Here is a 23,051-nt window from a genome sequence, read left to right as displayed (position 1 = left end):
CATGAAGCGCATGGGCTATGTTTCGGCGGCGTTGCTTGCCAGCGCATTGAGCTCGATGGCTTATGCTGAAATCGATGCGAGAGCAATGGCCTTTAATTGCTGGAATTGTCACACCGATTCAAACTTAGATGCCCAAAGCTCAATCCCTTCGCTAAAAAATTTATCCGCTCAGCAGATCCAGCAGGCCTTGCTGGATTTTAAATACGACAAAAGGCCGGCCACATTGATGCCGCGTTTGGCTAAAGGTTACAGCGACACCGAGCTGGCGGCGGTTGCCGAGTATTTGAGTCGCCATTAATGACCGGATTATCCCGCAGACGTTTTTTACAAGGCTTTGCCGGAGTTGGGGCTGGTGTTCTTAGCGGTTGTGGCGGATTGCCGTTCTTTTCGGGTGCCAAAGCGCATGTCGTAGTGGTCGGTGGTGGCTTTGGCGGTGCGACGGCGGCGAAATATCTGCGCTTGCTGGATGCGAATATTCAAGTCACGCTGATCGAACCTAAAGCCAAATATATCACTTGCCCCGGCAGTAATTGGCTGTTTGCCGGTTTGGCGGGCCTCGACCAGTTGACGGTCGATTACCAGGCTTTGCAAGACAAATATGGAATCAAACTGTTAATTGATCGCGTCAGCAGTTTAGATGCTGGGCAACGGCGATTGCGATTGGCCGGCGGGCAGAGTGTGAGCTATGACAGGTTAATCATGTCGCCCGGCATCGATTTTCGTTGGGATACGATGGCTGGTTACGATCAGGCCGCCGCGGAGCAATTTCCGCATGCCTGGCAGGCCGGTCCGCAGACCTTAATGCTGGCGCGGCAACTGCAAGCGATGCCGGACGGTGGGGTAGTGTTACTAGCGGTGCCTGCCGATCCTTATCGATGTCCGCCTGGCCCTTACGAGCGAGCCAGTATGATGGCGTATTGGCTGAAAAAGCATAAACCGCGTTCGAAAATACTCATCCTCGATGCCAAACGCAGCTTTTCCAAGCAGGCTCTATTCGAAGCCGGCTGGACTAAGCATTACGGTTACGGCACCGCCAATAGCCTGATCGAGTGGCATAGCTTGGCAGATAATCCTTTACTTGAACTGGATAAGCCGAATAGGGTGTTAACTAGCGAATTCGGCGACCGATTCCGAGGCGACGTGTTGAACATCATTCCGCCGCAAACGGCTGCGCATATCGCTTTGCAGCAGGGCTTGGCCGATAGCACCGGTTGGTGTCCGGTTCGGCCGCTGACCGGCCAATCGTTATTTGACGACTTTATCCATGTCATTGGCGACGCTGCGCATTATGCACCTATCCCTAAGTCTGCTTTTGCCGCTAATTCCGAAGCTAAAGCGTGTGCGCTGGCGGTGACGAGCTTGCTTAATCAGACCCCAGTCCCCGAAGCACATTGGCTGAATACCTGCTATAGCCTAATCGCGCCTGACCACGGTATCTCCGTGGCCGGTGTTTACAAGCTGGATGCAGCCGATGCGATTGCTTCGGTGAAAGGCGCCGGTGGAGTAAGTGCGCGAGTCGATGCCCAAGTTGCCGCTGCGGAAGCGGATTACACGCGAGCCGTTTATCGGAACTTGATTGCCGATACGTTTGGTTAACTTGATGTTTTGATCAAAAATATTTTATTTCAATAGCTTGCATTGGATTTTTGTAATTTTTTTTGAATTGTTTTTCCTTGCAATTGAAACTGAATAAGAAAGCAATTTTTCGGCCAGTATTTACGAGTATTTACCATTGAAGGCGCGGGAATCCGAAAACAGCGTGTTACAATCGCGCCTGTTCATTTTCCATGGTTGACTGCGTGAAGAAAAACCCACTATTACAAATACTGTTGCTGAGTATGCTGTCCGGCAAGGCCGCTCATGCAAGCAGCTTTGTAGTTGAGGATATTCAGGTTAAGGGCTTACAAAGAATTTCCGCCGGTACCGTCTACAACTATTTGCCGGTTAATGTTGGCGAAACCTTTTCCGAAGACAAGCAAGCCGCGGCGATCAGGGCTTTATTCAATACCGGATTTTTCAAGGATATATCGCTGGAACGCGATGGTGGCACGCTGGTGGTGAATGTGGTCGAGCGGCCTTCGGTAGCGAAAGTGGTTATCGAAGGCAACAAAGACATTAAAAAGGAAGATTTGACCGAAGCCTTGAAAAAAATCGGCTTGGCGGAAGGCAAGGTTTACAACAAGCAAATCCTGGACAAGGTCGAACAAGAGCTAAGGCGGCAATATTTCAGCCATGGTAAATACGGCCTGAAAATTAAAACCGAAGTTTCGGAATTGACGCGCAACCGGGTCGGCATTCATATCGATATTTCCGAGGGCCGGGTTGCCAAGATCAAGCAAATCAATATCGTCGGCAGCAAATCCTTTGCTAACGATGTCTTGCGGAAAGAGTTCGAATTAAGCACCACCAACTTCCTGTCTTTTTATTCCAAAGACGACCAATATTCCAAACAAAAGCTGTCTGCTGATTTGGAAAAGCTGCGTTCATTTTATCTGGATCGCGGTTATATCAATTTCTCCATTGAATCCACTCAGGTTGATATTACGGCCGATAAGAAGGAAATTTACATCACCATCAACGTCAAGGAAGGCGACGTGTACACCTTGGAAAAGGTCAAATTGTCCGGTGAATTGATCGTGCCGCCTGAAGAGTTGATCAAGTTGGTTAAGGTTGGCCCAGGCGAGATTTTCTCCCGGAAGAACGCTACGGAAACCTCCAAATCCATTTCTGATCGCCTGGGTGACGAAGGTTATACCTTTGCCAACGTGAATATGGTGCCGGAGATTAACGAGCAGCAAAAAACCGTGGCGATGACCTTTTTTGTTGATCCGGGCAAGCGTGTGTATGTGCGGCGCATCAACGTCAAAGGTAACACCAAGACCCGTGACGAAGTGATTCGCCGGGAAGCCCGGCAAATGGAGTCCAGTTGGGCGGCCAGCAGCAAGATTGAACGGACCAAGACCCGTCTGGATAGATTGGGTTATTTTGAGGAAGTGGGCGTGGAAACGCCGCCTGTGGTCGGTTCGGCCGATCAGATCGACGTCAATTACACGATCAAGGAGAAAGCCTCCGGTAACTTGCAGGCCGGTGTCGGTTATTCCCAGGTGCAAGGAATTATCTTTAACGCCAACGTGTCGCAAGACAATATCTTCGGTACCGGTAAGCGGGTGGATTTCGCGTTCAACAACAGCAGTATTTTGACACGTTACAACCTGGGCTTTTCAGATCCTTATTACACGTTGGATGGCGTGGCGATGGGCTACAACCTTGGTTACACCTCTCGAAATGCCTACGCGGCTAACTTGGCGGCTTACAATACAACCATTACAAACGCCGGTATCAACTTTGGTATCCCGTTGAACGAGTTCGACAGAATCGGTTTTGATATTGATCTAAAGCGTACCGAGATCGAAAACACCACCTTGTCTTCGGACACGATTCTAAAATTCCTAGGGTTTAAAAAGGGCGACGACATTTCTGCAATCCGGTCGAAAAGCTTTGATACGTTGTCAACTTCTGCGGGCTGGACTCACGATACTTTAGACAGAGCCACATTCGCACATAGCGGTGGTCAGCAAAGGCTTTCCGGATTGATTACCGTACCCGGTAGTGATTTGGAATATTTCAAAGTCGGCTATAAGCATCAGCATTATTTTCCCTTGTCCAACGACTTTACCTTCCGCTTGTTAGGTGAGGTGGCGCATGGCGGTAGCTACGGTGGTAGTTCCGGCTTGCCGTTTTTTGAAAACTATTTTGCCGGTGGTACCGGTGACGTTCGCGGTTTTATGCAAAATACCTTGGGTGTCATTGACCAAAACGAAATCAATACCGCCAATACCTACAATCGACCCATCGGGGGCTCCACCAAGCTGATTGGCAAGGCCGAGCTGTTTTTCCCTGTGCCGTTCTTAAGCGATATGAAATCGGTTAGGATTGGCTCGTTTGTTGACGCCGGCACGCTGGCCCCTGGACTTAATTCCGGCGATTTGCGCAAGTATTTCCGCTATTCGGTGGGCTTGTCTGGGGAATGGTTGTCGCCATTTGGTGCCTTGGCAGTGAGTGTTGCCCAGCCCCTAAATTCGGAAAGTACCGACAGAACTCAAGCCTTCCAGTTCACCTTCGGCTCGGGATTTTAGTTTAGTTTGAGCCTGTTTTGCCCTATAATCGCTTTTGCGTTCTGTCTTAAACTCAAAAAAATTAACCGGAGATGGTTTTGACCATGAAAAATAGAATTTCTTTGTTTCTAATGCTGATGATTTTTGCTGGCGTGAGTCACGCAGAGCTGAAAATCGGTTTTGTCAATGTGGCGAAGGTTTTGGAAAAAGCGCCACAAGCCGCCAAAGCAAAAACTCGCTTGGAAACTGAATTTTCACCAAGAGACAAAGCGCTGGTTTCTCAGCAAAAAGAAATCAAATCGCTGGAAGAGAAGTTAGGCCGTGACACTGCGGTAATGGGCGAAGAAGAACGTCATAGAATCGAAAAAGACATTCTGGATAAAAAACGCGACGCCGCTCGTGCGCAACAAGAGTTCAGCGAAGATTTCAACATGCGTAGAAACGAAGAGTTGGGCAATCTGCAAAAACGCATCGTAGAAGCAGTAAGAGCGTTAGCCAAAGAAGAGTCTTTTGATCTGTTGCTGACCGACGGTGTTATTTACGCCAACGATCAAATTGATGTTACCAGCCGCGTTCAGCAAAAACTGGAAAACTTGTCGCAATAAGATTTTCCCCGATGCTTCCTGATTGAGGGAGCATGCAGCACTTAAGTTGGGGAGTTCCTGGTCTAAGCGAACTTCCCGCTTCCCCTCATTTCGCACAGAATACTCATGGCCGGCACACTCGATATTTTACAAATTCAGGAACTCTTGCCACATCGCTATCCTTTCTTGCTGGTAGACAGGGTGCTTGAATGCGAGCCGGGCGTGCGTTTGTTGGCTGTGAAAAACGTGACCTTTAACGAGCCGTTTTTTCAAGGCCATTTTCCGAGTCAACCTATTATGCCTGGTGTGTTGATCATGGAAGCCCTAGCGCAAGCTACTGCGCTACTGACGTCGCAAAGCAACGATCAATTGGGCAAAGGCACGATTTATTACTTGGCGGGCATCGATAACGCCCGCTTCAAAAAGCAAGTTGTTCCCGGTGACCAATTGCGCCTGGAAGTGACTTACATCAAACACAAGCGTCACCTCTGGTCCTTCGATTGCCGTGCGGAAGTAGATGGTGAACTGGCCGCCAGTGCGCAAATCATGTGTGCGGCTGTGGCCGCAGAGGCTTAAATGATAGATCCCAGAGCGGTTGTACATATTAATGCAGAATTGGCCGATGACGTTAAAGTCGGTCCGTTTTCGGTTATTGGTCCGGATGTGCAGATAGATTCAGGTACCGAGATCGGGCCGCATGTGGTGATTAAAGGTCCTACCGCCATCGGCAAGGATAATACGATCTACCAATTCACCTCGATAGGCGAAGACCCGCAAGATAAAAAGTACGCCGATGAAATCACCCGTCTGGAAATCGGCGACCGCAATGTAATACGCGAATTTTGTACGATGCACCGTGGCACGCAGCAAGATCGAGGATTGACGTTGATCGGCAGCGATAATTTGTTCATGGCTTACACCCACGTGGCGCACGATTGCGAAATTGGCGATCATGTGATCATGGCGAATGGCGCCTCGATTGCCGGGCATGTGCATTTGGGTGATCATGCTATTTTGGGCGGTTTTACCTTGGTGCATCAATTTACCAAAATCGGCGAATACAGTTTTTCGGCGATGGGTAGTGCAATCACTCAGGATATTCCGCCGTATGTGATGGTTGGTGGCAGGCCCACTCGGCCGCACGGCATCAATTCGGTGGGTATGGAGCGTAACGGCGTGCCGCCGGAAGTGATTCGGCAGATTCGCAAAGCCTATAAAATCCTCTATAAAAACAATCTGCGTCTGGAAGACGCCATCGAAGAAATGGAAGATATGGCCGGCGAAAGCAACGAACTTTCCAATATGGTCAGCTTTCTACGTAATGTCACACGCGGTATCCTCCGATAACCCCCCACGCATAGCCGGTATCGACGAAGTTGGCCGCGGCTGCATAGTCGGGCCGGTGGTTGCCGCTGCGGTGATTCTCGATCCACTCAGACCTATCTCGGGTTTAACAGATTCCAAAAAACTTACCGAAAAGAAACGCAAGCTGCTGGCCGAGCAAATCACGGCCAATGCCTTGTGCTGGGCCGTTGCTCGCGCCGAAGCGAGCGAAATCGACACTATCAACATCTTACAAGCGACGATGGTGGCGATGCAGCGGGCGGTGTCGCAATTGGCCTATCGCCCCGATGGGGTCAAGGTGGACGGCAATCGGCTACCGGTATTGGATATACCGGGAGAAGCTATCGTACAAGGCGATTTGCTGGTTGCGGAAATTTCCGCCGCCTCGATCCTAGCCAAAGTCGCCCGCGATGAGGAAATGCAGACGCTGGATAGGCTGTATCCCGGTTATGCTTTTGCTATCCACAAAGGCTATCCTACCCAGCAGCATTTAGCGGCTTTACAACAGCTTGGGATTAGCCCGCAGCATCGAAAATCGTTTGCTCCTGTTAAAAAGTATCTTGTTTAAACAGCCATGACGCCGAGTTTTGTTCATCTTCGTATTCATACTGAGTTCTCCCTGGTTGACGGTATCGTCAGAATCAAGCCCTTGGTAAAGAAACTGGCTGAGTATCAAATGCCGGCCGCGGCGATTACCGAACAAAGCAATTTGTTCTCGCTGGTTAAATTCTATAAAGCCGCACAAGGCGCCGGCATCAAACCCTTGATCGGCGCCGATGCGCTGATTTTCAATCCTGACGAGCCGGCCTCGCCGTTTCGCCTGACCATGTTGGCGCGCAATCAGAAAGGCTATGTGACGTTGACCGAGCTGATTTCCCGAGGCTACCAGGAAGGGCAGCACCAAGGGATACCGATGCTGCACAAAGACTGGATTGCCGAGAATCATGAGGGTTTGATTGTGTTATCGGGAGCGATGGATGGTGACGTCGGTCAGGCTTTGTTGGCGGAAAATGCCGAGCAAGCCAAACGTTGTGCCGAATATTGGCGGGATTTGTTTCCAAACAGTTTTTACCTGGAATTGCAGCGGCTCGGTAAAACCGACGAAGAGCGTTACATCAAATTAGCGGCGGATTTGGCTGCCGAATTGGATTTGCCGGTTGTTGCCACCAACGACGTGCGTTTTATCAGTAAAAACGATTTCGACGCGCATGAAGTACGGGTCTGTATCCATCAGGGGCGGGTGCTGGACGACAGCCGCCGGCCAAAAAACTATACCGCTCAGCAATATTTACGTACTGCCGAGGAAATGGCCGAATTGTTTGCCGATATTCCGGAGGCTTTGGTCAATAGCGTGGAAATCGCCAAACGCTGTAATGTCGAGCTGACATTGGGCGAAAACTATTTGCCCGATTTTCCGGTCCCCGAAGGTATGACGCTGGACGACTATTTCAAGCATGCTTCGCGCCAGGGCCTGGAAGAACGACTCGTTCAATACCCGCCGGTAGGCAAGGGCAGCTTCGCGGAAAATCGCAAAGTCTATGACGAGCGTTTGGAAGTTGAACTGAACGTGATCACCCAGATGGGTTTTCCCGGCTATTTCATGATTGTTGCCGACTTTATTCAGTGGGCCAAGAACAATGCGATACCGGTCGGGCCGGGGCGAGGATCGGGTGCCGGTTCCTTGGTGGCGTATGCATTGAAGATTACCGACCTTGATCCGATCGAATTCGATTTGCTGTTCGAACGGTTTTTGAATCCTGAGCGGGTGTCGATGCCGGATTTCGATATCGACTTTTGCATGGAACGCCGCGACGAAGTGATCGATTACGTCGCTCGTCACTATGGCCGTGATCACGTGTCACAGATTATCACCTACGGCTCGATGGCCGCTAAGGCCGTGATTCGCGACGTGGGCAGGGTGATGGGGCACGCCTACGGTTTTGTGGACAGGCTGGCAAAATTGATTCCCTTTGAGATCGGCATGACACTGGATAAGGCCTTGCAAGACAGTGCCGAATTGAAGGCCTTGTACGATACCGAGGAAGAGGTCAAAGCGCTGATCGATATGGCGCGTTCGCTGGAAGGCATCTCCCGGAATGCGGGTAAACACGCCGGCGGCGTGGTGATTTCGCCGACCAAGCTTACCGATTTCAGCCCCTTGTATTGTGAGCAGGGCGGCGGCAATCTGGTCACGCAGTTTGATAAGGACGATGTCGAAGCGGTTGGCTTGGTTAAATTCGACTTCCTGGGTTTGCGAACCTTGACGATCATTGATTGGGCGCTGCAAACCATCAATCGCCAGCGCGCCCAACGCGGCGAAGAGCCGGTCGATATTTCCCAAATTCCCCGTGATGATCTGCCCAGCTATGAATTATTAAAAAACGCTCAGACCACCGCCGTATTTCAGCTGGAATCGCGCGGTATGAAGGAGCTGATCAAAAAGTTGAAGCCGGATTGCTTCGATGACATCATCGCGCTGGTGGCATTATTCCGTCCGGGCCCCTTGGAATCGGGCATGGTTGACGATTACATCAACGTCAAACACGGTGCCAAGGCTGAATACGCGCATCCATTACTGGAACCGATTCTAAAGCCCACCAACGGCGTTATTCTGTACCAGGAGCAGGTAATGCAGATTGCCCGGGAATTGGCCAGTTACACCTTGGGTGGCGCCGATATGTTGCGGCGGGCGATGGGTAAGAAAAAGCCGGAGGAAATGGCCAAGGAGCGGGAAAAATTCATGTCGGGAGCGGTAGCGAACCAGATCGATGCCGCGATCGCGACTTATGTTTTCGACCTGATGGAGAAATTTGCCGGCTACGGTTTCAACAAATCGCATTCAGCGGCTTACGCTTTGGTTGCGTATCAGACCGCCTGGTTGAAGGCGCATTATCCGGCCGCGTTCATGGCGGCGGTGATGTCGTCGGATATGGATAACACCGATAAGGTGGTGGTGTTGATCGACGAATGCCGGGAAATGAAGCTAGAGATCTGCCCGCCGGACATTAATGTTTCCGATTTTCGTTTTACGGTAAACGACCAGGGTCAGATTGTTTACGGTATAGGCGCGATCAAGGGTGTCGGCGAAAATGCGATTGAAGATCTATTAAAAGAACGGGCTGCCAACGGCGCGTTTGCGGGTTTGTACGATCTGTGCAAGCGCGTCGATTTGCGCAAGGTCAATCGCCGGGTTTTGGAAGCATTGATCAGAGCCGGAGCGCTGGATACCATCGATCCTAATCGTGCGGCGCATCTCGCTGAATTGACCACTGCCTTGCGAGTGGCCGAGCAACACGGAAAAATGGCGCTGGCCGGTCAAAATGATCTATTCGGTTTGGCGGTACAAGTGGAAGTCAGCGACGGTGAGGCGGAAGCTTATTCCACCGTGGTTGAACCTTGGACCGAAAAAGAAAAGCTGGAAGCGGAAAAGCAGACTTTGGGTCTGTTTCTGACCGGCCATCCCATCGCCGAATATCTGCCGGAATTAAAACATATCACCCACGGCTCGCTCGCCAGTCTGGAAGTCGATGCCGGCCGGTCCAGAGGTAAAATGGAAGCGCGTGTTGCCGGCCTGATCGTGGAAATGCGTACCCGGCAAACCAAGCAGGGCAAGATGATGGGCTTTGCAACGCTGGACGACCGTACCGGCCGGCTGGAAGTGGCGGCCTTCAGCAATATATACGACAAATACCGTAACCTGCTCAGCAAAGACACGATTCTGATTGCCGAAGGTTCATTGGCAATGGACGACTTTACCAACAGTCTTAGGATGACTGCCGAGAAGCTCTACAGTATGGAAGAAGCGCGTGAGTTATATGCCCGCGGCATTACGTTGACGATAGATCTGGCCAATAGCGGCCTGCCGTCCGGTTGGCTGGCAAGCCTACAGGCCACGCTGACGCCATTCTGCGGCGGTCAATGTCCAATCCAAATCGAGTACCGCACTGGCACCGACAAAGCGACCCTGCAATTGGGCGACGACTGGCGCGTGCGCCCGAGCGATGAACTCCTGATCCGCCTGCGGCGCTTGCTGTCTAGCGAAACGGTGCTGGTCAGATATTGAACTGGCGTTTGACGCATTGTATTTCTGGGAGCGGGGATAGGCGGGGTTCGGCTAAATGCACACATCGAGTGTGTATTGAGTTTACGGACCGCAACAAGCGCGAACGATGCTGAGCCCATTTGATTGATCTGGACATAAAAAAGGGAGGCCTGGGCCTCCCTGGTTTCGTTAAGCTGGAAGCTTATCGTTTAGCGGTCGGTACGTTTGTATTCGACACGGCGGTTGTAGGCACGGCCCTCGTCAGTTTCATTGGTATCGACGGGTTTGGACTCGCCGAAGCCAACCGCTGTCAGGCGTTTGCCTTCCACGCCTTGTTTGATCAGCTCGGCTTTAACTGCATTGGCTCTGCGCTCGGAAAGCTTTTGGTTGTAAGCATCTTTACCGTAACTATCGGTGTGGCCCTGAATCTCTATGGTCAAACCAGGGTTCATTTTCATGACTTCCACGGCGTTTTGGATCAGCGGGCCGTATTTGGCTTTGACGTCGGATTTGTCGAAATCGAACAGTAGGCCGCGGAACGCCCAGCAACCGTCTTTATCGACGATAGCGCCTTTAGGAGTGTCAGGGCATTTATCGGCACAGTTGCTTACGCCGTCTGTGTCGTCGTCTTGGGTTGAGCAATCGGCCACTTTGGGTGTGCCTGCTTTCAAGAAGACGTTTTTAACGAAATCGCTCATGCCTTTGGCGCTGGTGATCGCTTCGGCAGTAGTGGAGAATCCGCAACCCGATGCATTGGCGAGGTCTTGCAGCACCGCTTGCCCGGCCACATCTTGGTCATTACCGACCCAGACTGTGTAAATGCATAGCTTGTCTCCGTATTGGGATTTAAGCGCTTCGGCAGTAGGTAGCGGCGAGACTTCCTCGATACCGTCGCTTAAAACGATTAAGGCAATATTGCCGGGAGCAGAGGTGATGTCTTTGCCGGACTCGCTTAGCGCCGTGGCCAGTGGGGTGCCGCCGCTAGAGCATTGTAGAGAGGTAATTGCAGTTTCGAAACCGGCCTGAGTGTAATTTTGCACGGCTTGGTTGAGATAAGTTGAGCCCCAAGACAGGCATGGGCCAAAACCGAAGCTGCGCAAACCGGATGTCAGCGGCATAACCGGAATGGATTTGTTAAACTTATTGAGCAGATTTTTTTCGACATCCAGCTTGGTGCCGCTGTAATCCGCAGAATTTACATAGGTACGGCTCATGGATGAAGACGAATCATTAATCACGAAAAAGCTGTTGGTTTTTTGTACCAGTTTTCCGGATTTAACCAGCGCGTTAAGGTCTTCAGGCTGGAAAGCCTGGAAATTATTGCTCGACTGCGTCGCGCAACCGGAAAGCAGCGCTCCGGCCAGAGTGGCCGTGAATAAAAGGTTTCTTTTCATGTATTGATTCTCCAGGTTATTGTTCTGCATCGACAAGGCCTAGCGTACCGCCTTGGTGTCTTAAGTCTAACATCAATCCCTTATTTTTAAATAGTGCGTTCATCTTAGCCGGGCGCCGTGAAATAATGCCGGTTTGTTTTTAATCCTTAGGCTTCCTTGGAGAATGTAATGGGCAAGATTTTAATTTTCTGTGCGATGTTTTTACTTGCCAGTGCGGTAAAGGCTGACAGTGTGAAAGAAATGGCTGAGCAGGGGAATGCGCAGGCTCAAGCCAAGTTGGCATCGCTGTATTTACTGGGCCGAGAAGGTTTCGAGAAGGACGAGCACAAGGCCGCGGAGTGGATGGAAAAGGCAGCGAATCAAGGTTTGCTTGATGCTCAGGTGGTCATGGGTGCGATGTATGATCGAGGCATGGGTGTGAATAGCGACAGAGATAAGGCTACCGATTGGTACGAAAAAGCCGCTAAACAAGGACATGCCACCTCGCTGGCGATTCTGGGCAGAAACGATGCAGCGAAAGGCAGCGTGCAATTTAATTATCAGGCGATGCGTTTAAACGCCTCTCGCTCCATTCCCGGCGAATATGCCAAGAAATTTTTAACAACTAAATAAATTGACGATGAGTATTAGAACCCGCTTTGCCCCCAGTCCCACCGGTTATTTACATGTTGGCGGTGCCAGGACCGCTCTGTTTTCGTGGTTGTATGCGCGCAAACACGGTGGCAAATTTATTTTGCGAATCGAGGACACCGATCTTGAACGTTCCAGCCAGGAGTCGGTGAATGCCATTCTGGAAGGCATGACTTGGTTAGGCTTGGAATATGACGAGGGTCCGTTCTATCAGACGCATCGTTTTGATCGATACAAAGAAGTCATTCAGCAATTGTTGGCGCAGGGCGATGCCTATTATTGCTACTGCAGTCGCGAAGAGTTGGAAGCTTTGCGCGAGCAGCAAATGGCCAACAAGGAAAAGCCGCGTTACAACGGCAAGTGCCGGCATGGCGTTGAAAATCCGCAAGGCGAGCGGGTGGTGCGCTTTAAGAATCCGGAGCAGGGTGAGGTTATCATCGATGACTTGGTGAAAGGCCGCATCGTCGTTGCCAACAAGGAGCTGGATGATCTGATTATTGCCCGTTCCGATGGTACGCCGACCTATAACCTGACGGTAGTAGTCGACGATATGGATATGGGAGTTACTCATGTAATACGCGGTGACGATCATGTTAACAATACGCCCAGGCAGATTAATATTCTGAAAGCCTTGGGTGCGCAATTGCCTGTGTATGCGCATGTGCCGATGATTTTAGGTTCCGACGGTGCAAGATTGTCCAAACGCCATGGCGCGGTCAGCGTGATGCAATATCGCAATGACGGGTATTTACCCGAGGCTTTGTTGAACTATCTGGTGCGCTTGGGTTGGTCGCACGGTGATCAGGAATTGTTTTCCTTGCAAGAAATGGTGGCGCTGTTCGAGTTGGAAAAAGTCAATGTTTCCGCGTCCACGTTCAATACCGAGAAGTTGGTGTGGTTGAATCACCAGTACATTATGAATGGTGATCCGGCACATGTTGCTAGGCACTTGGCTTGGCATATGGGGGAGCGTGGTATCGATCCGACCAGCGGCCCGGCGCTGGCGGATGTGGTTAAAGCGCAGCGCGAGCGATGCAAAACTCTGGTGGATATGGCCGCCGAGAGCGAATACTTTTACAAGGAATTCGACGCTTACGAAGAAAAAGCCGCGAAAAAGAATTTCAAAGCGGGCGTGGACGATGTATTGCAACATTTACTGGTGCAGTTTAGCGCTATCGGCGAATGGGAAGCATCAGGTCTTCATCAAGTAGTATTGGATAGCGCGGAGCAGTTGCAACTTAATCTGGGTAAGGTTGCGCAGCCCTTGCGTGTAGCGGTTTGCGGCAGCGGCGTATCGCCGGCTATTGACCTGACTTTAGCGCTATTGGGCAGAGAGAAAACCTTGCACAGAATAGAGCGAGCGATCAGATACATAAAGAATGTAGAAAATTCCTAGACAAAGCTCTGAAAACCCGTATAATACGAGGACTCAACTACGGGGCCATAGCTCAGCTGGGAGAGCGCTTGCATGGCATGCAAGAGGTCAGGAGTTCGATCCTCCTTGGCTCCACCAAAGTAGTTGATTTAGTCCTGAGTCCCCATCGTCTAGTGGCCTAGGACACCGCCCTTTCACGGCGGTAACCGGGGTTCGAACCCCCGTGGGGACGCCAACTTGGCTAAAGTCGGTTAAACCGGCACTTCTTGTTGAAGAAGTCATTCTGAAAAAATAGTCTTAGTCCCCATCGTCTAGTGGCCTAGGACACCGCCCTTTCACGGCGGTAACCGGGGTTCGAACCCCCGTGGGGACGCCATCAATTCTTAAAGTTATAGCTCTTGCGCAGCGGAAATAATGCCGTGCAAAGTTTTCTATATCGTCTGTTTTAATTCAATATTTTAAGTCCAATCAGTATTTCTGTGGTGATGTGGCGACTAGCGTCTCCTATGCTGATCGCTTTACTGGGGCGGTTTGATCTCGCGAAGCATAAGAGTAAACCTAAATCGCTTATTTAAGTTTACTCTTGCGGCGATGAGAAAGATCTAGTGTCTTAGATCCATATTGAACTTACGTATTTGTTGTCTGAAGCTTTAGGTAGACGGATGGCCGGCTTCAATCATCACTTTTAGCTTAGAGCCCGGTTTGATGTCCGCCTTGTTTTTGGGAACGTTATTCCATTTGCGGAGCTCGGTGACGTTAACGTTAAATTTTTTGGAGATCTGCGCCAAGGTATCGCCGGGTTTGACTGTGTAGCTGATTTGCTTGACGGAAGGCGCGGTAGATGCCACGGTTATACTGCTGCTGGTTTTCTTGATAGTCAGTTTTTGACCGGGTTTCAGAGTCGCTTTCTTGGGTAATTTATTCCAACTCACGATATCGTCTTTATCAACAGAAAAACGTTGAGAGACATCCCATAAGGTATCGCCTTTCTTAACCGTATATTGCTGTTTGCTTGATTGGGCGGGGGTTGGTGTGGATTGTTGTGACACTGCGGCAACAGCCGATGTGGTTGGTTCGCCTTTCTGTGAATGATAAGACACTGGAATTAGCAGGATTGTGCCTTGGGCAACCGTATCGTCGTCAAGATGATTGACATTAATAATCTCTTCGACACTGGTACTGTGTTTGCTGGCTATGCTTTTTAGCGTCTCTTTCTTGCCAACTGTATGGTGTTCCCACTTGATTCTTTCTTCGTGTGGCAGTTCAGCGAGTCTCTCTTTAAAGGAATCGGCTTTGCTTACAGGAATTAGCAGGTGCTGCGCACCGTTCGGGTCGGTGCTCCAGCGGTTGTAGCCGGGATTGAGCTTTAAGAAGTCGTCCAGCGGTGTTTGCGCCATTTCCGCCGCTTTACCCAGGTCAAGCTGCGATTTTACGTCGACCAATTCAAAGTAAGGCTGGTTGGCGAATTGATGCAGATTGACGTTATATTTTTCCGGGTTTGCAAAGATTTTGGCGATTGCCAGCAGCCTGGGTACGTAAGCTGAGGTCTCGTTGTTTAAATCCAGTGACCAGAAGTCGGTAGGCTGTCCTCGTTCGATGTTTCTATCTACGGCGTTTTTGATATTGCCTTTGCCGGCGTTGTATGAAGCGAGCGCCAGTAACCAATCGTTATTGAAAGTCTCGCTCAGTTCTTTCAGAAAGGTAGTGGCTGCCTGAGTCGATTGCACCACATCGCGTCGCGCGTCATACCAGCTATTCTGCTTCAACCCGTAAAGACGCCCGGTCGGCGGAATGAACTGCCAAAGACCGGATGCTTGAGCTGGCGACATTGCATCAGGTCTGAAAGCGCTCTCAACCGCAGGTAACAGCGCCAGTTCTCCGGGGATGTTTTTCGCTTCGATTTCATTGAGGATGAAGTATAAATAAGGCTCGGCGCGTTGTTGTACTCTGGTCAGATATTCAGGGTTTCTAAGATACCAGTTTACTTCGCGGTCGATTCTGGCATTATCGATTTCCGGTAAGGCGTAAAGAGACAGCATCCGGTCCCAGATGGTGGCGTGCTCTTTTGCTTCTACCTGCTTGTTATGGATTTTTCCGGCATTGCCATTCCGGGTAAATACGGAAAACTTGCTAGTCGATGATTGGCTTAGATGGTCTTTTTGCGCATGTTGACTACAACCGGTTGCCAGCAAAATAGGTAGTAGATAAGACAGATGACGGCCTGATTTTTTGGAAATTGAGCGGGGCATTGTCTGAACTCGCTAAAATAAAAAAATTAGATCCTAGCATGGCTTTCTAAAATAGCCAAAAAAACATACCCTTAGCGGCGGTTAAATGAAGAGACAATTTCTGTTTGCGTTGTACCAAACCCCAAGGGGTAAGCTACTGCAAACCATGGAGGCCAACTATCTGCGAAGATCAATAACGGTGAGTTGTAAACAACAACAACTCCAGATCGGTGGCTTAGGTTGGGAAAATGAGTTCGTCGATTTTTCCTTGTATAAGAATTATCTAATTCTGGACGGCAAGGCCTTGGGTGATGCTGGCGCGTTGAAGGTGACTGCTAAGGCATTTAACTTGCCTATTCAAACTGAATCGATGGATTTAGTCATACTTCCGCACATTTTGGAGTTCGATGCGCGTCGATTTCAAACCCTACGCGAAGTCAATCGCGTGTTAAAACCGGGTGGCGAATTGGTCATGTTGAATTTCAATCCGTTCAGTATGTCGGTACGTTTTCAGTTTTTATGGGACTGGAAGCTCGCGGAATCCTGGCGGGCGCATTTGATTACCAAAGCTCGGGTTTTGGATTGGTTGAAACTGATGAATTTCGAATTGCTAACCACTGCCGAGTTTGGATTAGACAGTTACACCATTGCTCACGGTAAATTCGAGTTCAGCTTTGCGTCTTTGTTTGCGATGGCTTACGGCATTAAGGCGGTGAAAAGGCAATACACATTGATTCCTTTGACTGCGGCTCAGCAACGCCGCAGCAATTTAGCTGCGGTTGGATTGGGATTGAAATCGAACTTACATAGAAATGTGGGCCATGACTGAAGTCATTATTTATACGGATGGTGCATGCAAGGGCAACCCTGGGCCAGGAGGTTGGGGCGTGCGCTTGGAATACCGAAATAAAGAAAAGGAGCTATGCGGCGGTGAACCTGAAACGACGAATAACCGGATGGAATTAGTGGCCGCAATACAGGCTCTGGAAACACTAACAAAACCGTGTAGCGTCAAATTGCACACTGACTCTAAATATGTTTTGCAAGGTATTACCGAATGGATGGCTAATTGGAAAAAGCGGGCATGGAAAACCGCGGCAAATAAACCAGTGAAAAACGAAGATTTATGGCGGCGTTTGGATGCTGCTATCCAGCGTCACAACATCGATTGGATATGGGTGAAGGGACATGCCGGGGATGTCGGTAACGAGCGTGCCGATCAGTTGGCCAATCTGGGAATCGAGCGCTTGTCTCGCCGATAAATCACTTAAAATCAGGAAAATACATGTTAGGTTCGATAGCTGCTGCGTTAGTCGGCATTTGGTTTTACAACACGGCGGCACGCTCGGGTCGTCCGGCTGTGTCATGGGCGGTGTCGGGTGTGGTGGTCTATTTTTTGGCGGCGCTGCTCTGGACTTTGGCTATCACGCCAAGTGTCAAAGATGCTGCAAGTCACAGCCAAAGTGCCGCGCTGATCTTCATCGTTCGCTATGCCTATATCGGGTTTGGCGTATTGGTAGCGGTTTTGTTGAATGGTTGGTTGAATAAATCCGCCGACTCTGAATAGTGCGCCAGTGTCGAATTGGTCGGTGTATATCATTCAGTGTGATGACGGTAGTCTGTATACCGGAATCAGTACCGATGTTGAAAGACGTTTCCGCCAGCATCTGATGCAAAAAGGAGCCAAATACTTTAGAAGCCGTCAACCTCGGCAATTGGTGTTTGTCGAAGCGGGACATGATCGTGTTTCTGCCTCAAGAAGGGAAGTGTTCATCAAAAAAATGAAACGTACTGAAAAACTTCATCTTATCGCAATGTGTAGCTGCTTATAGCGGCCGAATTGGATGGGAGTCAATATTTTAGGGATAGTTATTTTTCGTAATGCGGATAGATTTGAGAATGATTTGCATTAGTTGTTGTAGGGGTTTTATACTCGAGTCTCAAATTCTTGGAGACCGATATGAAGCCATTAAACTCAAAACTTAGCGCCGCGATTTCGGCGATTGTCGTCAGTGCCGGGGTAAACGCTGCAGGTATTCCCGCCGAAAAGCCGCAGACCATGGATGAAATGTGGAAGATCATTCAGGCTCAGCAGCAGCAGATTGACAGCATGACCAAAAAGCTGGAAGCGGTCGCGCAAAAGGCGCCCACCGGTGAAGTCAGCAATTTGGAGCGTAAAACCAATGTATTGACGGAAGAAGTGGAAAAGCTGCGTACCGAGTTGGTGGTGCCGGAAAAAGTTGAATACAAAAGTGCATACGGTTTAGGTCCTGCCGCCTCGAAGGTGTATCAAGTAGGCAAGGGTCTGTCCTTAGGTGGCTATGGTGAGGCCAATTATCAGGCGCGAGTTGATGATCAGGGTGGGCGTAATGCGGCAACCGGCACCGTCAATAATCCGGACAATACAGATTTCGAACGACTAGTCATTTACGCTGGTTATAAGTTCACTGACAGCATACTGTTCAACAGTGAAATAGAGTTCGAACATACCTCGACCGGTAATAACGGATCGGGTAGCACGGGCACTGTCTCCGTTGAAATGGCCTCCTTGGATTTCTTCATCGACCCGCTGGTCAACGTCCGGGCCGGGATGGTGTTAATGCCGATGGGCTTTATCAACCAGATACATGAGCCGCCGTTTTTCTTCGGTAACAATCGCCCGGAAGTCGAAAGACGCATTATTCCCAGCACTTGGCGTGAAAACGGTGTGGGGTTATTCGGTGAATTGTTGCCGGGTCTGACCTACACAACCTATGTGGTTAACGGTATGAACGCTAAGAATTTTGGCGCTGACGGCATTCGAAGCGGCCGGCAATCAGGAGGACAGGCGTTGGCGGAAGATTTGGCTTATGTCGGTCGCGTGGACTATGCGCCGCCGATGTTGCCTGGCGTCATGGTGGGCGGCTCGGCGTATGTCGGTAATTCCGGGCAGAATCAGCTGTATAACGGGCGGCAACTCGAAGTAGCAACGCAACTTTACGAAGCCCATCTGCAATGGAAATACCGTGGCCTGGAATTTCGTACCTTGGGTTCCTGGGGGCATATCGGCGATGCAGCCTTGCTGAGTGTCGCCAATGCTAAAAGTATCGGTGAAGAAAACTATGGTTGGTACAGTGAGGTTGGTTACGACATATTGCCGCACTTTGCGCACGATACAACCCAATATTTGGCTCCTTTCGTACGTTACGAGCGTATGGATACTGTTGCTACTGCTTCGACATGCGCAAACGCCATTTGTCGAGACGATTTGACCAGGGATGTCGAAATCTACCAAGTCGGCCTCAACTACAAACCCATTCCCAATGTCGTGATAAAGGCCGATTACCGTAATTTCACCCAAAAATCGGGCACGTCTCCGGACGATTTCAACTTGGGTGTGGGCTTTATTTTCTAAAGCGGCTGTCAAGTTGCGTGTTAAGCCCCGCCGTTTCATACGGCGGGGTACATCGTTATATAATGCAGCCGCATAAATTGCTTATGCGCGTATCGGCTTGGCAAATTGTTTGCCGGTCTCTATCATAGCCGCCGTATTGTTCACTCCCTGGATTTTTCCCACTCATGCTGATTTCAAAAACTCGTCGGCTTATGCTGACGCTGCTGGTTTTTTGTTTAACGAGCGCAAACCTTGCCGCCGCTGTGTTTTACAGTAAGGACGAAGCGATGAAGCTGGCCTTCGGCGACGACGCTACTGTGGAAATGCAATCGTTGTTTCCGACGCCGGAGGAAGTAGCGCAGATCGAACAGCTTGCGAAGGTCAAGCTGGAATCCAATCTGTTTAGTTTTTATGTGGGTAAGAAGCAAGGTGCAGTGATCGGCTATGCCGCGATTGAGGCCCACACTGTTAGAACCAAACCGGAAACCTTGTTGGTGGTGCTTACGCCGGATGGCAAATTGCGTAACGTTCATACGCTGGCGTTTCATGAGCCGCCGGAATATCAACCGCCGGAACGCTGGATGGCCTTGCTGGCTAATCATTCCATCGAAGAGTTGAGCCTGAATCAGGATATACAGGGTGTGGCGGGGGCAACGCTCAGCACCCGAGCCGCAATTAACAGCGCGCGCAAGGTATTGGCGATTTATCAAGTTCTCATCCAAAACAAGACCAAATAATGCGTTTCTTTGTAACCGGTGAGCAAAATCGCCAGCTGTTGATCAATACTTTGATCTTGATGTTCTTGGCCTATGTGGCCTTATTGTGGATCAGCAATGGTCTGATGTACTTCCATAAAATGAATCTCACCCCGGAGTCGGTCGTTTCTTACTATTTGGGTAACGAGCAAGAGTTTAACGAGCCGAAAAGCTATCAAAGCCTACTGGAAGTCAGTCATTTTCATTTGTTTGCTATGGGTATGTTGGTATTGACGCTGACGCATCTGATGCTGATGACCTCGTTGCCGACGCTGATGAAAGTCTGGATCAGCGCAATCGTTTATGCCGCAGCAATTGCCGATGAAGCGGCGGGTTGGTTGGTGCGTTATGTCGATCCGGCTTTTGCTTATTTCAAAATAGCCGCGTTTTTATTACTTGAAACATCCTTGTTCCTGCTGATTGTAATAGTCAGTTTGTCGTTGATTGAATCGCGCCGGCAACTGCGTTAAAACCGATTTCCCTATTGCCCTAGTTGGTTCATTGGCGCATTCTCCGACTGCGCTGATGTCCAAAAATGGCTAGGTCGTTGACTGCAGATGTTGTCCCGCGCCGCGCCATTATTCCCCGAATTCTTTGAATCCAAGCCCGGAGTAGAATCATGAACAAACATTTACAACAAGTTAGAGATTTTCACCGGAAATTCGCTATCAAGCAGCCTGATGATGGCGAGATTGGGCACTTGTCCGATATGGATATTGTGCTGCGCCAAGCGCTATTATTGGATTGCGGTAGCGAGACCTTTAAAGCCATTGCCAGCGGCGACCTCATCAAAATTTTGGCCGGTTTGGTGGATTTATCCTTGAATGCGCTGGCGGCTATCGCTAGCCGGGGCGATGAGGTGGTCAGTGTGTCTGCTAATTGGCGGCAAGATGGTTCAGTGCTGTCAGTGATGCGGGTGCTGTCCGAGAAAATCAATTTATGTACTTCCGGCGAGACCGTGCATTATTCGGGCTTATATGCGATTTGTGCGCATTTATCCCAGCGTTTCGTGAATGCCGATTTCGACGAAGCTTTTCAAATCGTCTATCAACATCTGATGAGCGGGCGCGGCGATGCCGAGCGTTTGGATTTAAGCCCGGCGCTATTCGAATAACAGCGAGCGTCACTATGGCAGAACAACCCTACACGCTGGGTTTCGTGGGCATAGGCCTGATGGGGCAACCTTTAACCATGCGGCTTCTGGCGGCGGGTTTTCAGGTGAATGTCTGGAATCGCACCACTGCAAAATTAGCTGTGGTGGCGGGTGCCGGTGCTAAGGTCTGTGGCAGTGTCGGCGAATTGGTAAAAGCCTCCGATGTGGTGATTTTGTGTCTGTCCGACACGATGGCCGTTGAAGAGGCGGTGACGGAACACATTATCGCCAACGGCGCTGCCGACAAACTGTTGATTGATTTATCCAGCATTCATCCGGAAGCTACCCGGCGCATGGCATTTCAATTGCAGACAGCTTGCGGCATGCGCTGGGTCGATGCGCCGGTATCCGGTGGCACGGCCGGGGCAGAGCAGGGTAGTCTGGCGATTATGGCCGGCGGTACGGAACAAGACATTCAAATTGCCCGTGAAGTATTGCGGCCGCTGTATAGCCGGTTAACGCATATGGGTGCGGTCGGCAGTGGTCAAACCACTAAAATTTGCAACCAGATGATCGTTAGTTGCAATGTGCTGGTAATCGCGGAAATGATGGCCTTGGCAAAGTCGGCCGGCGTGGATGCTGCAAAAATTCCGGAAGCGCTGGCCGGTGGCTTTGCCGATTCCAAGCCACTGCAAATCGTCGGCCCGGAAATGGCCGATCAGCGTTTCGAACCGGTGAAGTGGCGCGTGAAAACCTTATTGAAAGATTTAAATATGGCTGTCGATTTAGCGGGCAAACAGGGGAGTGCGATACCGATGTCCGGCTTGGCGGCGCAACTAATGCAATTGCACGGTAGCGGCGGCTTTTTGGAGCAAGATCCCTCCACGCTTATCAAGCTTTATAGCCAAGACTAATGCTGCGCTTTACCGCCAATCTGAGTTTATTGTTTACCGAACGGCCGTTGCCGGAACGGTTTCAGGCTGCTAAACAGTGCGGTTTCGACGCAGTGGAAATCCAGTTTCCCTACTCGCTGCGAGTCGAACAAATCGGTGACCTATTAGCTCAACAGGACTTAAAGCTCGTGTTGTTCAATGTCGATGCCGATACCTTGCTGCAGGGCGGCGAGGGTTTGGCGGCGGTTCCGGAAAGACGCGATGACTTTAAAGCTGCGGTTGAGCAGGCCTTGGCTTACGCCGAACGCTTGAAGCCAAGCGTCATTAATGTGTTGCCCGGCCGTTGTTTTAATCCACGTCGCTTGGCTGAATATCACGCTACTTTGCTGGAAAATCTGGTTTACGCCGCCGCAGCGTTTGCCGAGTTGGGTATCAAAACCGTATTCGAGGCGGTCAATAGCCACGACATGCCAGGTTTTATCGTCGACACCGGCGACAAGATGCTGGATGTGCTAAAGCAAATCGGCCATCCGAACTTATTCATGCAATACGACATTTATCACATGAGCCGGATGGGCGAAGATTGTGCCGGATTTTTACGCCAACATTTAGATAGAATCGGGCATATTCAATTTGCCGACTCTCCAGGCCGCGGCCAGCCGGGTACGGGCGCCGTAGATTTCAAAATTTTGTTCGATGTTATCGCAAACTCGGATTACCAAGGTTGGGTGGGTGCCGAGTACCGGCCGACGATTGAGACCGCTGTCAGTTTGGAATGGTTGAAAACCTACGCGGTGAAATAATCGGGCGGTATAATCTCTGGGCCTTTATCACCTGTTGCTAGTCATGTCGAAACATAATTTCACGATACATCACGCCAGTTTGATCGTCTCCGATACCGAGCAATCGCTGTTTTTTTACCGCGATGTGTTAGGAATGGAGCAGACCGAACGGCCGAATCTACCGTTCCCAGGCGCCTGGCTGCAAATTGGTGCGCAGCAAATTCATTTGCTGGAATTGGAAAATCCCGATCCCACTACCGGCAGACCGGCGCATGGCGGCCGTGATCGGCATGTGGCGATGCATATTGATTCCGTTGATGCTCTACGCGAAGATCTGGAGCGGGCCGGTACGGCTTACACGCTGAGTATCTCCGGCCGCAAGGCGCTGTTTTGCCGGGATAGAGACGGCAATGCGCTGGAGTTTATCGAGCGGCCTTGAGAAC

23 protein-coding genes and 3 tRNA genes are annotated in these 23,051 nt (G+C 50.3%); 24 read left to right on the top strand and 2 right to left on the bottom strand.

Annotated elements, in window-relative coordinates:
- Position 1 precedes the first annotated feature (1 nt).
- The 8 genes from QLH52_RS13755 to dnaE all read left to right on the top strand — a co-directional run bounded on the left by QLH52_RS13755 (position 2) and on the right by dnaE (position 10,106).
- Positions 2-298 carry a c-type cytochrome gene (locus QLH52_RS13755; RefSeq protein ID WP_051669598.1) on the top strand — a complete coding sequence of 99 codons (297 nt, stop codon included), beginning with the start codon at positions 2-4 and terminating at the stop codon, positions 296-298.
- Positions 298-1,596, top strand: coding sequence for an NAD(P)/FAD-dependent oxidoreductase (locus QLH52_RS13750; RefSeq protein WP_319961957.1), 1,299 nt, complete (start codon positions 298-300; stop codon positions 1,594-1,596). The genes QLH52_RS13755 and QLH52_RS13750 overlap by 1 nt, the downstream gene beginning before the upstream one ends.
- 203 nt (positions 1,597-1,799) lie before the next feature.
- On the top strand, positions 1,800-4,136 hold the full coding sequence (gene bamA / locus QLH52_RS13745) for an outer membrane protein assembly factor BamA (RefSeq protein ID WP_425257495.1): 2,337 nt from the start codon (positions 1,800-1,802) through the stop codon (positions 4,134-4,136).
- Positions 4,137-4,219: 83 nt separating this feature from the next.
- On the top strand, positions 4,220-4,720 hold the full coding sequence (locus QLH52_RS13740; protein WP_020485707.1) for an OmpH/Skp family outer membrane protein: 501 nt from the start codon (positions 4,220-4,222) through the stop codon (positions 4,718-4,720).
- Positions 4,721-4,825: 105 nt separating this feature from the next.
- Positions 4,826-5,275 (top strand): 3-hydroxyacyl-ACP dehydratase FabZ, encoded by a 450-nt coding sequence (fabZ, locus tag QLH52_RS13735; protein WP_026604275.1) that lies wholly within the window; start codon positions 4,826-4,828, stop codon positions 5,273-5,275.
- Entirely contained in the window at positions 5,276-6,046 is a 771-nt protein-coding gene (gene lpxA / locus QLH52_RS13730) for an acyl-ACP--UDP-N-acetylglucosamine O-acyltransferase (protein WP_033155209.1), read from the top strand.
- Entirely contained in the window at positions 6,021-6,611 is a 591-nt protein-coding gene (rnhB, locus tag QLH52_RS13725) for a ribonuclease HII (RefSeq protein ID WP_101055413.1), read from the top strand. The genes lpxA and rnhB overlap by 26 nt, the downstream gene beginning before the upstream one ends.
- 6 nt (positions 6,612-6,617) lie before the next feature.
- Complete coding sequence (dnaE, locus tag QLH52_RS13720) at positions 6,618-10,106, top strand: DNA polymerase III subunit alpha (protein ID WP_319961956.1); 3,489 nt, start codon at positions 6,618-6,620, stop codon at positions 10,104-10,106.
- A 188-nt stretch (positions 10,107-10,294) separates the two neighbouring features.
- Here the strand turns inward: dnaE and QLH52_RS13715 are convergent, their stop codons facing one another.
- Positions 10,295-11,479, bottom strand: a complete 1,185-nt coding sequence (locus QLH52_RS13715; protein WP_319961955.1) for an OmpA family protein — start codon at positions 11,477-11,479, stop codon at positions 10,295-10,297.
- A 168-nt stretch (positions 11,480-11,647) separates the two neighbouring features.
- On the opposite strand from QLH52_RS13715, the gene QLH52_RS13710 reads away from it, so the two are divergent.
- The 5 genes from QLH52_RS13710 (at position 11,648) to QLH52_RS13690 (ending at position 13,860) form a co-directional block, all read left to right on the top strand.
- Positions 11,648-12,091 carry a tetratricopeptide repeat protein gene (locus tag QLH52_RS13710; protein WP_319961954.1) on the top strand — a complete coding sequence of 148 codons (444 nt, stop codon included), beginning with the start codon at positions 11,648-11,650 and terminating at the stop codon, positions 12,089-12,091.
- Between the two features lie 7 nt (positions 12,092-12,098).
- Positions 12,099-13,505, top strand: coding sequence for a glutamate--tRNA ligase (gltX, locus tag QLH52_RS13705; RefSeq protein WP_319961953.1), 1,407 nt, complete (start codon positions 12,099-12,101; stop codon positions 13,503-13,505).
- A gap of 41 nt (positions 13,506-13,546) precedes the next feature.
- Positions 13,547-13,622: transfer RNA gene (locus tag QLH52_RS13700), tRNA-Ala, on the top strand.
- Between the two features lie 21 nt (positions 13,623-13,643).
- A tRNA-Glu gene (locus QLH52_RS13695) sits at positions 13,644-13,719 on the top strand.
- Between the two features lie 65 nt (positions 13,720-13,784).
- A tRNA-Glu gene (locus QLH52_RS13690) sits at positions 13,785-13,860 on the top strand.
- Positions 13,861-14,134: 274 nt separating this feature from the next.
- On the opposite strand, the gene QLH52_RS13685 is transcribed toward QLH52_RS13690, so the two are convergent.
- Entirely contained in the window at positions 14,135-15,733 is a 1,599-nt protein-coding gene (locus tag QLH52_RS13685) for a LysM peptidoglycan-binding domain-containing protein (protein ID WP_319961952.1), read from the bottom strand.
- An 85-nt stretch (positions 15,734-15,818) separates the two neighbouring features.
- Here QLH52_RS13685 and QLH52_RS13680 point away from each other — a divergent pair, with 85 nt between their 5' ends.
- The 11 genes from QLH52_RS13680 (at position 15,819) to QLH52_RS13630 (ending at position 23,047) form a co-directional block, all read left to right on the top strand.
- A complete protein-coding gene (locus QLH52_RS13680) occupies positions 15,819-16,541 on the top strand; it encodes a class I SAM-dependent methyltransferase (RefSeq protein ID WP_319961951.1) in 723 nt (240 codons plus the stop codon).
- Entirely contained in the window at positions 16,534-16,974 is a 441-nt protein-coding gene (rnhA, locus tag QLH52_RS13675) for a ribonuclease HI (RefSeq protein WP_101055429.1), read from the top strand. Before QLH52_RS13680 ends, rnhA begins: the two co-directional genes overlap by 8 nt.
- A 23-nt stretch (positions 16,975-16,997) precedes the next feature.
- Positions 16,998-17,279, top strand: coding sequence for a hypothetical protein (locus QLH52_RS13670; protein WP_319961950.1), 282 nt, complete (start codon positions 16,998-17,000; stop codon positions 17,277-17,279).
- 7 nt (positions 17,280-17,286) lie between these two features.
- Positions 17,287-17,544, top strand: coding sequence for a GIY-YIG nuclease family protein (locus tag QLH52_RS13665; protein WP_084153191.1), 258 nt, complete (start codon positions 17,287-17,289; stop codon positions 17,542-17,544).
- A 128-nt stretch (positions 17,545-17,672) separates the two neighbouring features.
- Positions 17,673-19,106, top strand: a complete 1,434-nt coding sequence (locus QLH52_RS13660) for a porin family protein (RefSeq protein WP_319961949.1) — start codon at positions 17,673-17,675, stop codon at positions 19,104-19,106.
- 164 nt (positions 19,107-19,270) lie between these two features.
- Positions 19,271-19,822 carry an FMN-binding protein gene (locus tag QLH52_RS13655; RefSeq protein ID WP_319961948.1) on the top strand — a complete coding sequence of 184 codons (552 nt, stop codon included), beginning with the start codon at positions 19,271-19,273 and terminating at the stop codon, positions 19,820-19,822.
- Positions 19,822-20,310 (top strand): hypothetical protein, encoded by a 489-nt coding sequence (locus QLH52_RS13650; RefSeq protein ID WP_205450603.1) that lies wholly within the window; start codon positions 19,822-19,824, stop codon positions 20,308-20,310. Before QLH52_RS13655 ends, QLH52_RS13650 begins: the two co-directional genes overlap by 1 nt.
- A gap of 149 nt (positions 20,311-20,459) precedes the next feature.
- Positions 20,460-20,954 carry a nucleoside triphosphate pyrophosphohydrolase family protein gene (locus tag QLH52_RS13645; RefSeq protein WP_319961947.1) on the top strand — a complete coding sequence of 165 codons (495 nt, stop codon included), beginning with the start codon at positions 20,460-20,462 and terminating at the stop codon, positions 20,952-20,954.
- Between the two features lie 14 nt (positions 20,955-20,968).
- Positions 20,969-21,847 (top strand): NAD(P)-dependent oxidoreductase, encoded by an 879-nt coding sequence (locus QLH52_RS13640; RefSeq protein WP_319961946.1) that lies wholly within the window; start codon positions 20,969-20,971, stop codon positions 21,845-21,847.
- Positions 21,847-22,629, top strand: a complete 783-nt coding sequence (locus tag QLH52_RS13635) for a hydroxypyruvate isomerase family protein (RefSeq protein WP_319961945.1) — start codon at positions 21,847-21,849, stop codon at positions 22,627-22,629. The genes QLH52_RS13640 and QLH52_RS13635 overlap by 1 nt, the downstream gene beginning before the upstream one ends.
- Before the next feature lie 43 nt (positions 22,630-22,672).
- Entirely contained in the window at positions 22,673-23,047 is a 375-nt protein-coding gene (locus QLH52_RS13630; RefSeq protein ID WP_319961944.1) for a VOC family protein, read from the top strand.
- Positions 23,048-23,051: the final 4 nt, after the last annotated feature.

The sequence above is a fragment of the Methylomonas defluvii genome, from assembly GCF_033949435.1.
Lineage (GTDB): Bacteria > Pseudomonadota > Gammaproteobacteria > Methylococcales > Methylomonadaceae > Methylomonas > Methylomonas defluvii.
Note: the sequence above shows the minus strand (reverse complement) of the source record. Positions and strands in the feature narration are given on the sequence as shown.

Bases quoted from the DNA above. Each gene is read 5' to 3' on its own strand.
- QLH52_RS13635 (WP_319961945.1), top strand. From the start codon at position 21,847: ATGCTGCGCTTTACCGCCAATCTGAGTTTATTGTTTACCGAACGGCCG.
- QLH52_RS13680 (WP_319961951.1), top strand. From the start codon at position 15,819: ATGAAGAGACAATTTCTGTTTGCGTTGTACCAAACCCCAAGGGGTAAG.
- QLH52_RS13715 (WP_319961955.1), bottom strand. From the start codon at position 11,479: ATGAAAAGAAACCTTTTATTCACGGCCACTCTGGCCGGAGCGCTGCTT.
- QLH52_RS13710 (WP_319961954.1), top strand. From the start codon at position 11,648: ATGGGCAAGATTTTAATTTTCTGTGCGATGTTTTTACTTGCCAGTGCG.
- fabZ (WP_026604275.1), top strand. From the start codon at position 4,826: ATGGCCGGCACACTCGATATTTTACAAATTCAGGAACTCTTGCCACAT.
- lpxA (WP_033155209.1), top strand. From the start codon at position 5,276: ATGATAGATCCCAGAGCGGTTGTACATATTAATGCAGAATTGGCCGAT.
- gltX (WP_319961953.1), top strand. From the start codon at position 12,099: ATGAGTATTAGAACCCGCTTTGCCCCCAGTCCCACCGGTTATTTACAT.
- QLH52_RS13655 (WP_319961948.1), top strand. From the start codon at position 19,271: ATGCTGATTTCAAAAACTCGTCGGCTTATGCTGACGCTGCTGGTTTTT.
- QLH52_RS13650 (WP_205450603.1), top strand. From the start codon at position 19,822: ATGCGTTTCTTTGTAACCGGTGAGCAAAATCGCCAGCTGTTGATCAAT.
- QLH52_RS13740 (WP_020485707.1), top strand. From the start codon at position 4,220: ATGAAAAATAGAATTTCTTTGTTTCTAATGCTGATGATTTTTGCTGGC.
- dnaE (WP_319961956.1), top strand. From the start codon at position 6,618: ATGACGCCGAGTTTTGTTCATCTTCGTATTCATACTGAGTTCTCCCTG.
- rnhA (WP_101055429.1), top strand. From the start codon at position 16,534: ATGACTGAAGTCATTATTTATACGGATGGTGCATGCAAGGGCAACCCT.
- QLH52_RS13630 (WP_319961944.1), top strand. From the start codon at position 22,673: ATGTCGAAACATAATTTCACGATACATCACGCCAGTTTGATCGTCTCC.
- QLH52_RS13660 (WP_319961949.1), top strand. From the start codon at position 17,673: ATGAAGCCATTAAACTCAAAACTTAGCGCCGCGATTTCGGCGATTGTC.
- QLH52_RS13640 (WP_319961946.1), top strand. From the start codon at position 20,969: ATGGCAGAACAACCCTACACGCTGGGTTTCGTGGGCATAGGCCTGATG.
- rnhB (WP_101055413.1), top strand. From the start codon at position 6,021: ATGTCACACGCGGTATCCTCCGATAACCCCCCACGCATAGCCGGTATC.
- QLH52_RS13645 (WP_319961947.1), top strand. From the start codon at position 20,460: ATGAACAAACATTTACAACAAGTTAGAGATTTTCACCGGAAATTCGCT.
- QLH52_RS13685 (WP_319961952.1), bottom strand. From the start codon at position 15,733: ATGCCCCGCTCAATTTCCAAAAAATCAGGCCGTCATCTGTCTTATCTA.
- QLH52_RS13750 (WP_319961957.1), top strand. From the start codon at position 298: ATGACCGGATTATCCCGCAGACGTTTTTTACAAGGCTTTGCCGGAGTT.
- QLH52_RS13670 (WP_319961950.1), top strand. From the start codon at position 16,998: ATGTTAGGTTCGATAGCTGCTGCGTTAGTCGGCATTTGGTTTTACAAC.
- QLH52_RS13755 (WP_051669598.1), top strand. From the start codon at position 2: ATGAAGCGCATGGGCTATGTTTCGGCGGCGTTGCTTGCCAGCGCATTG.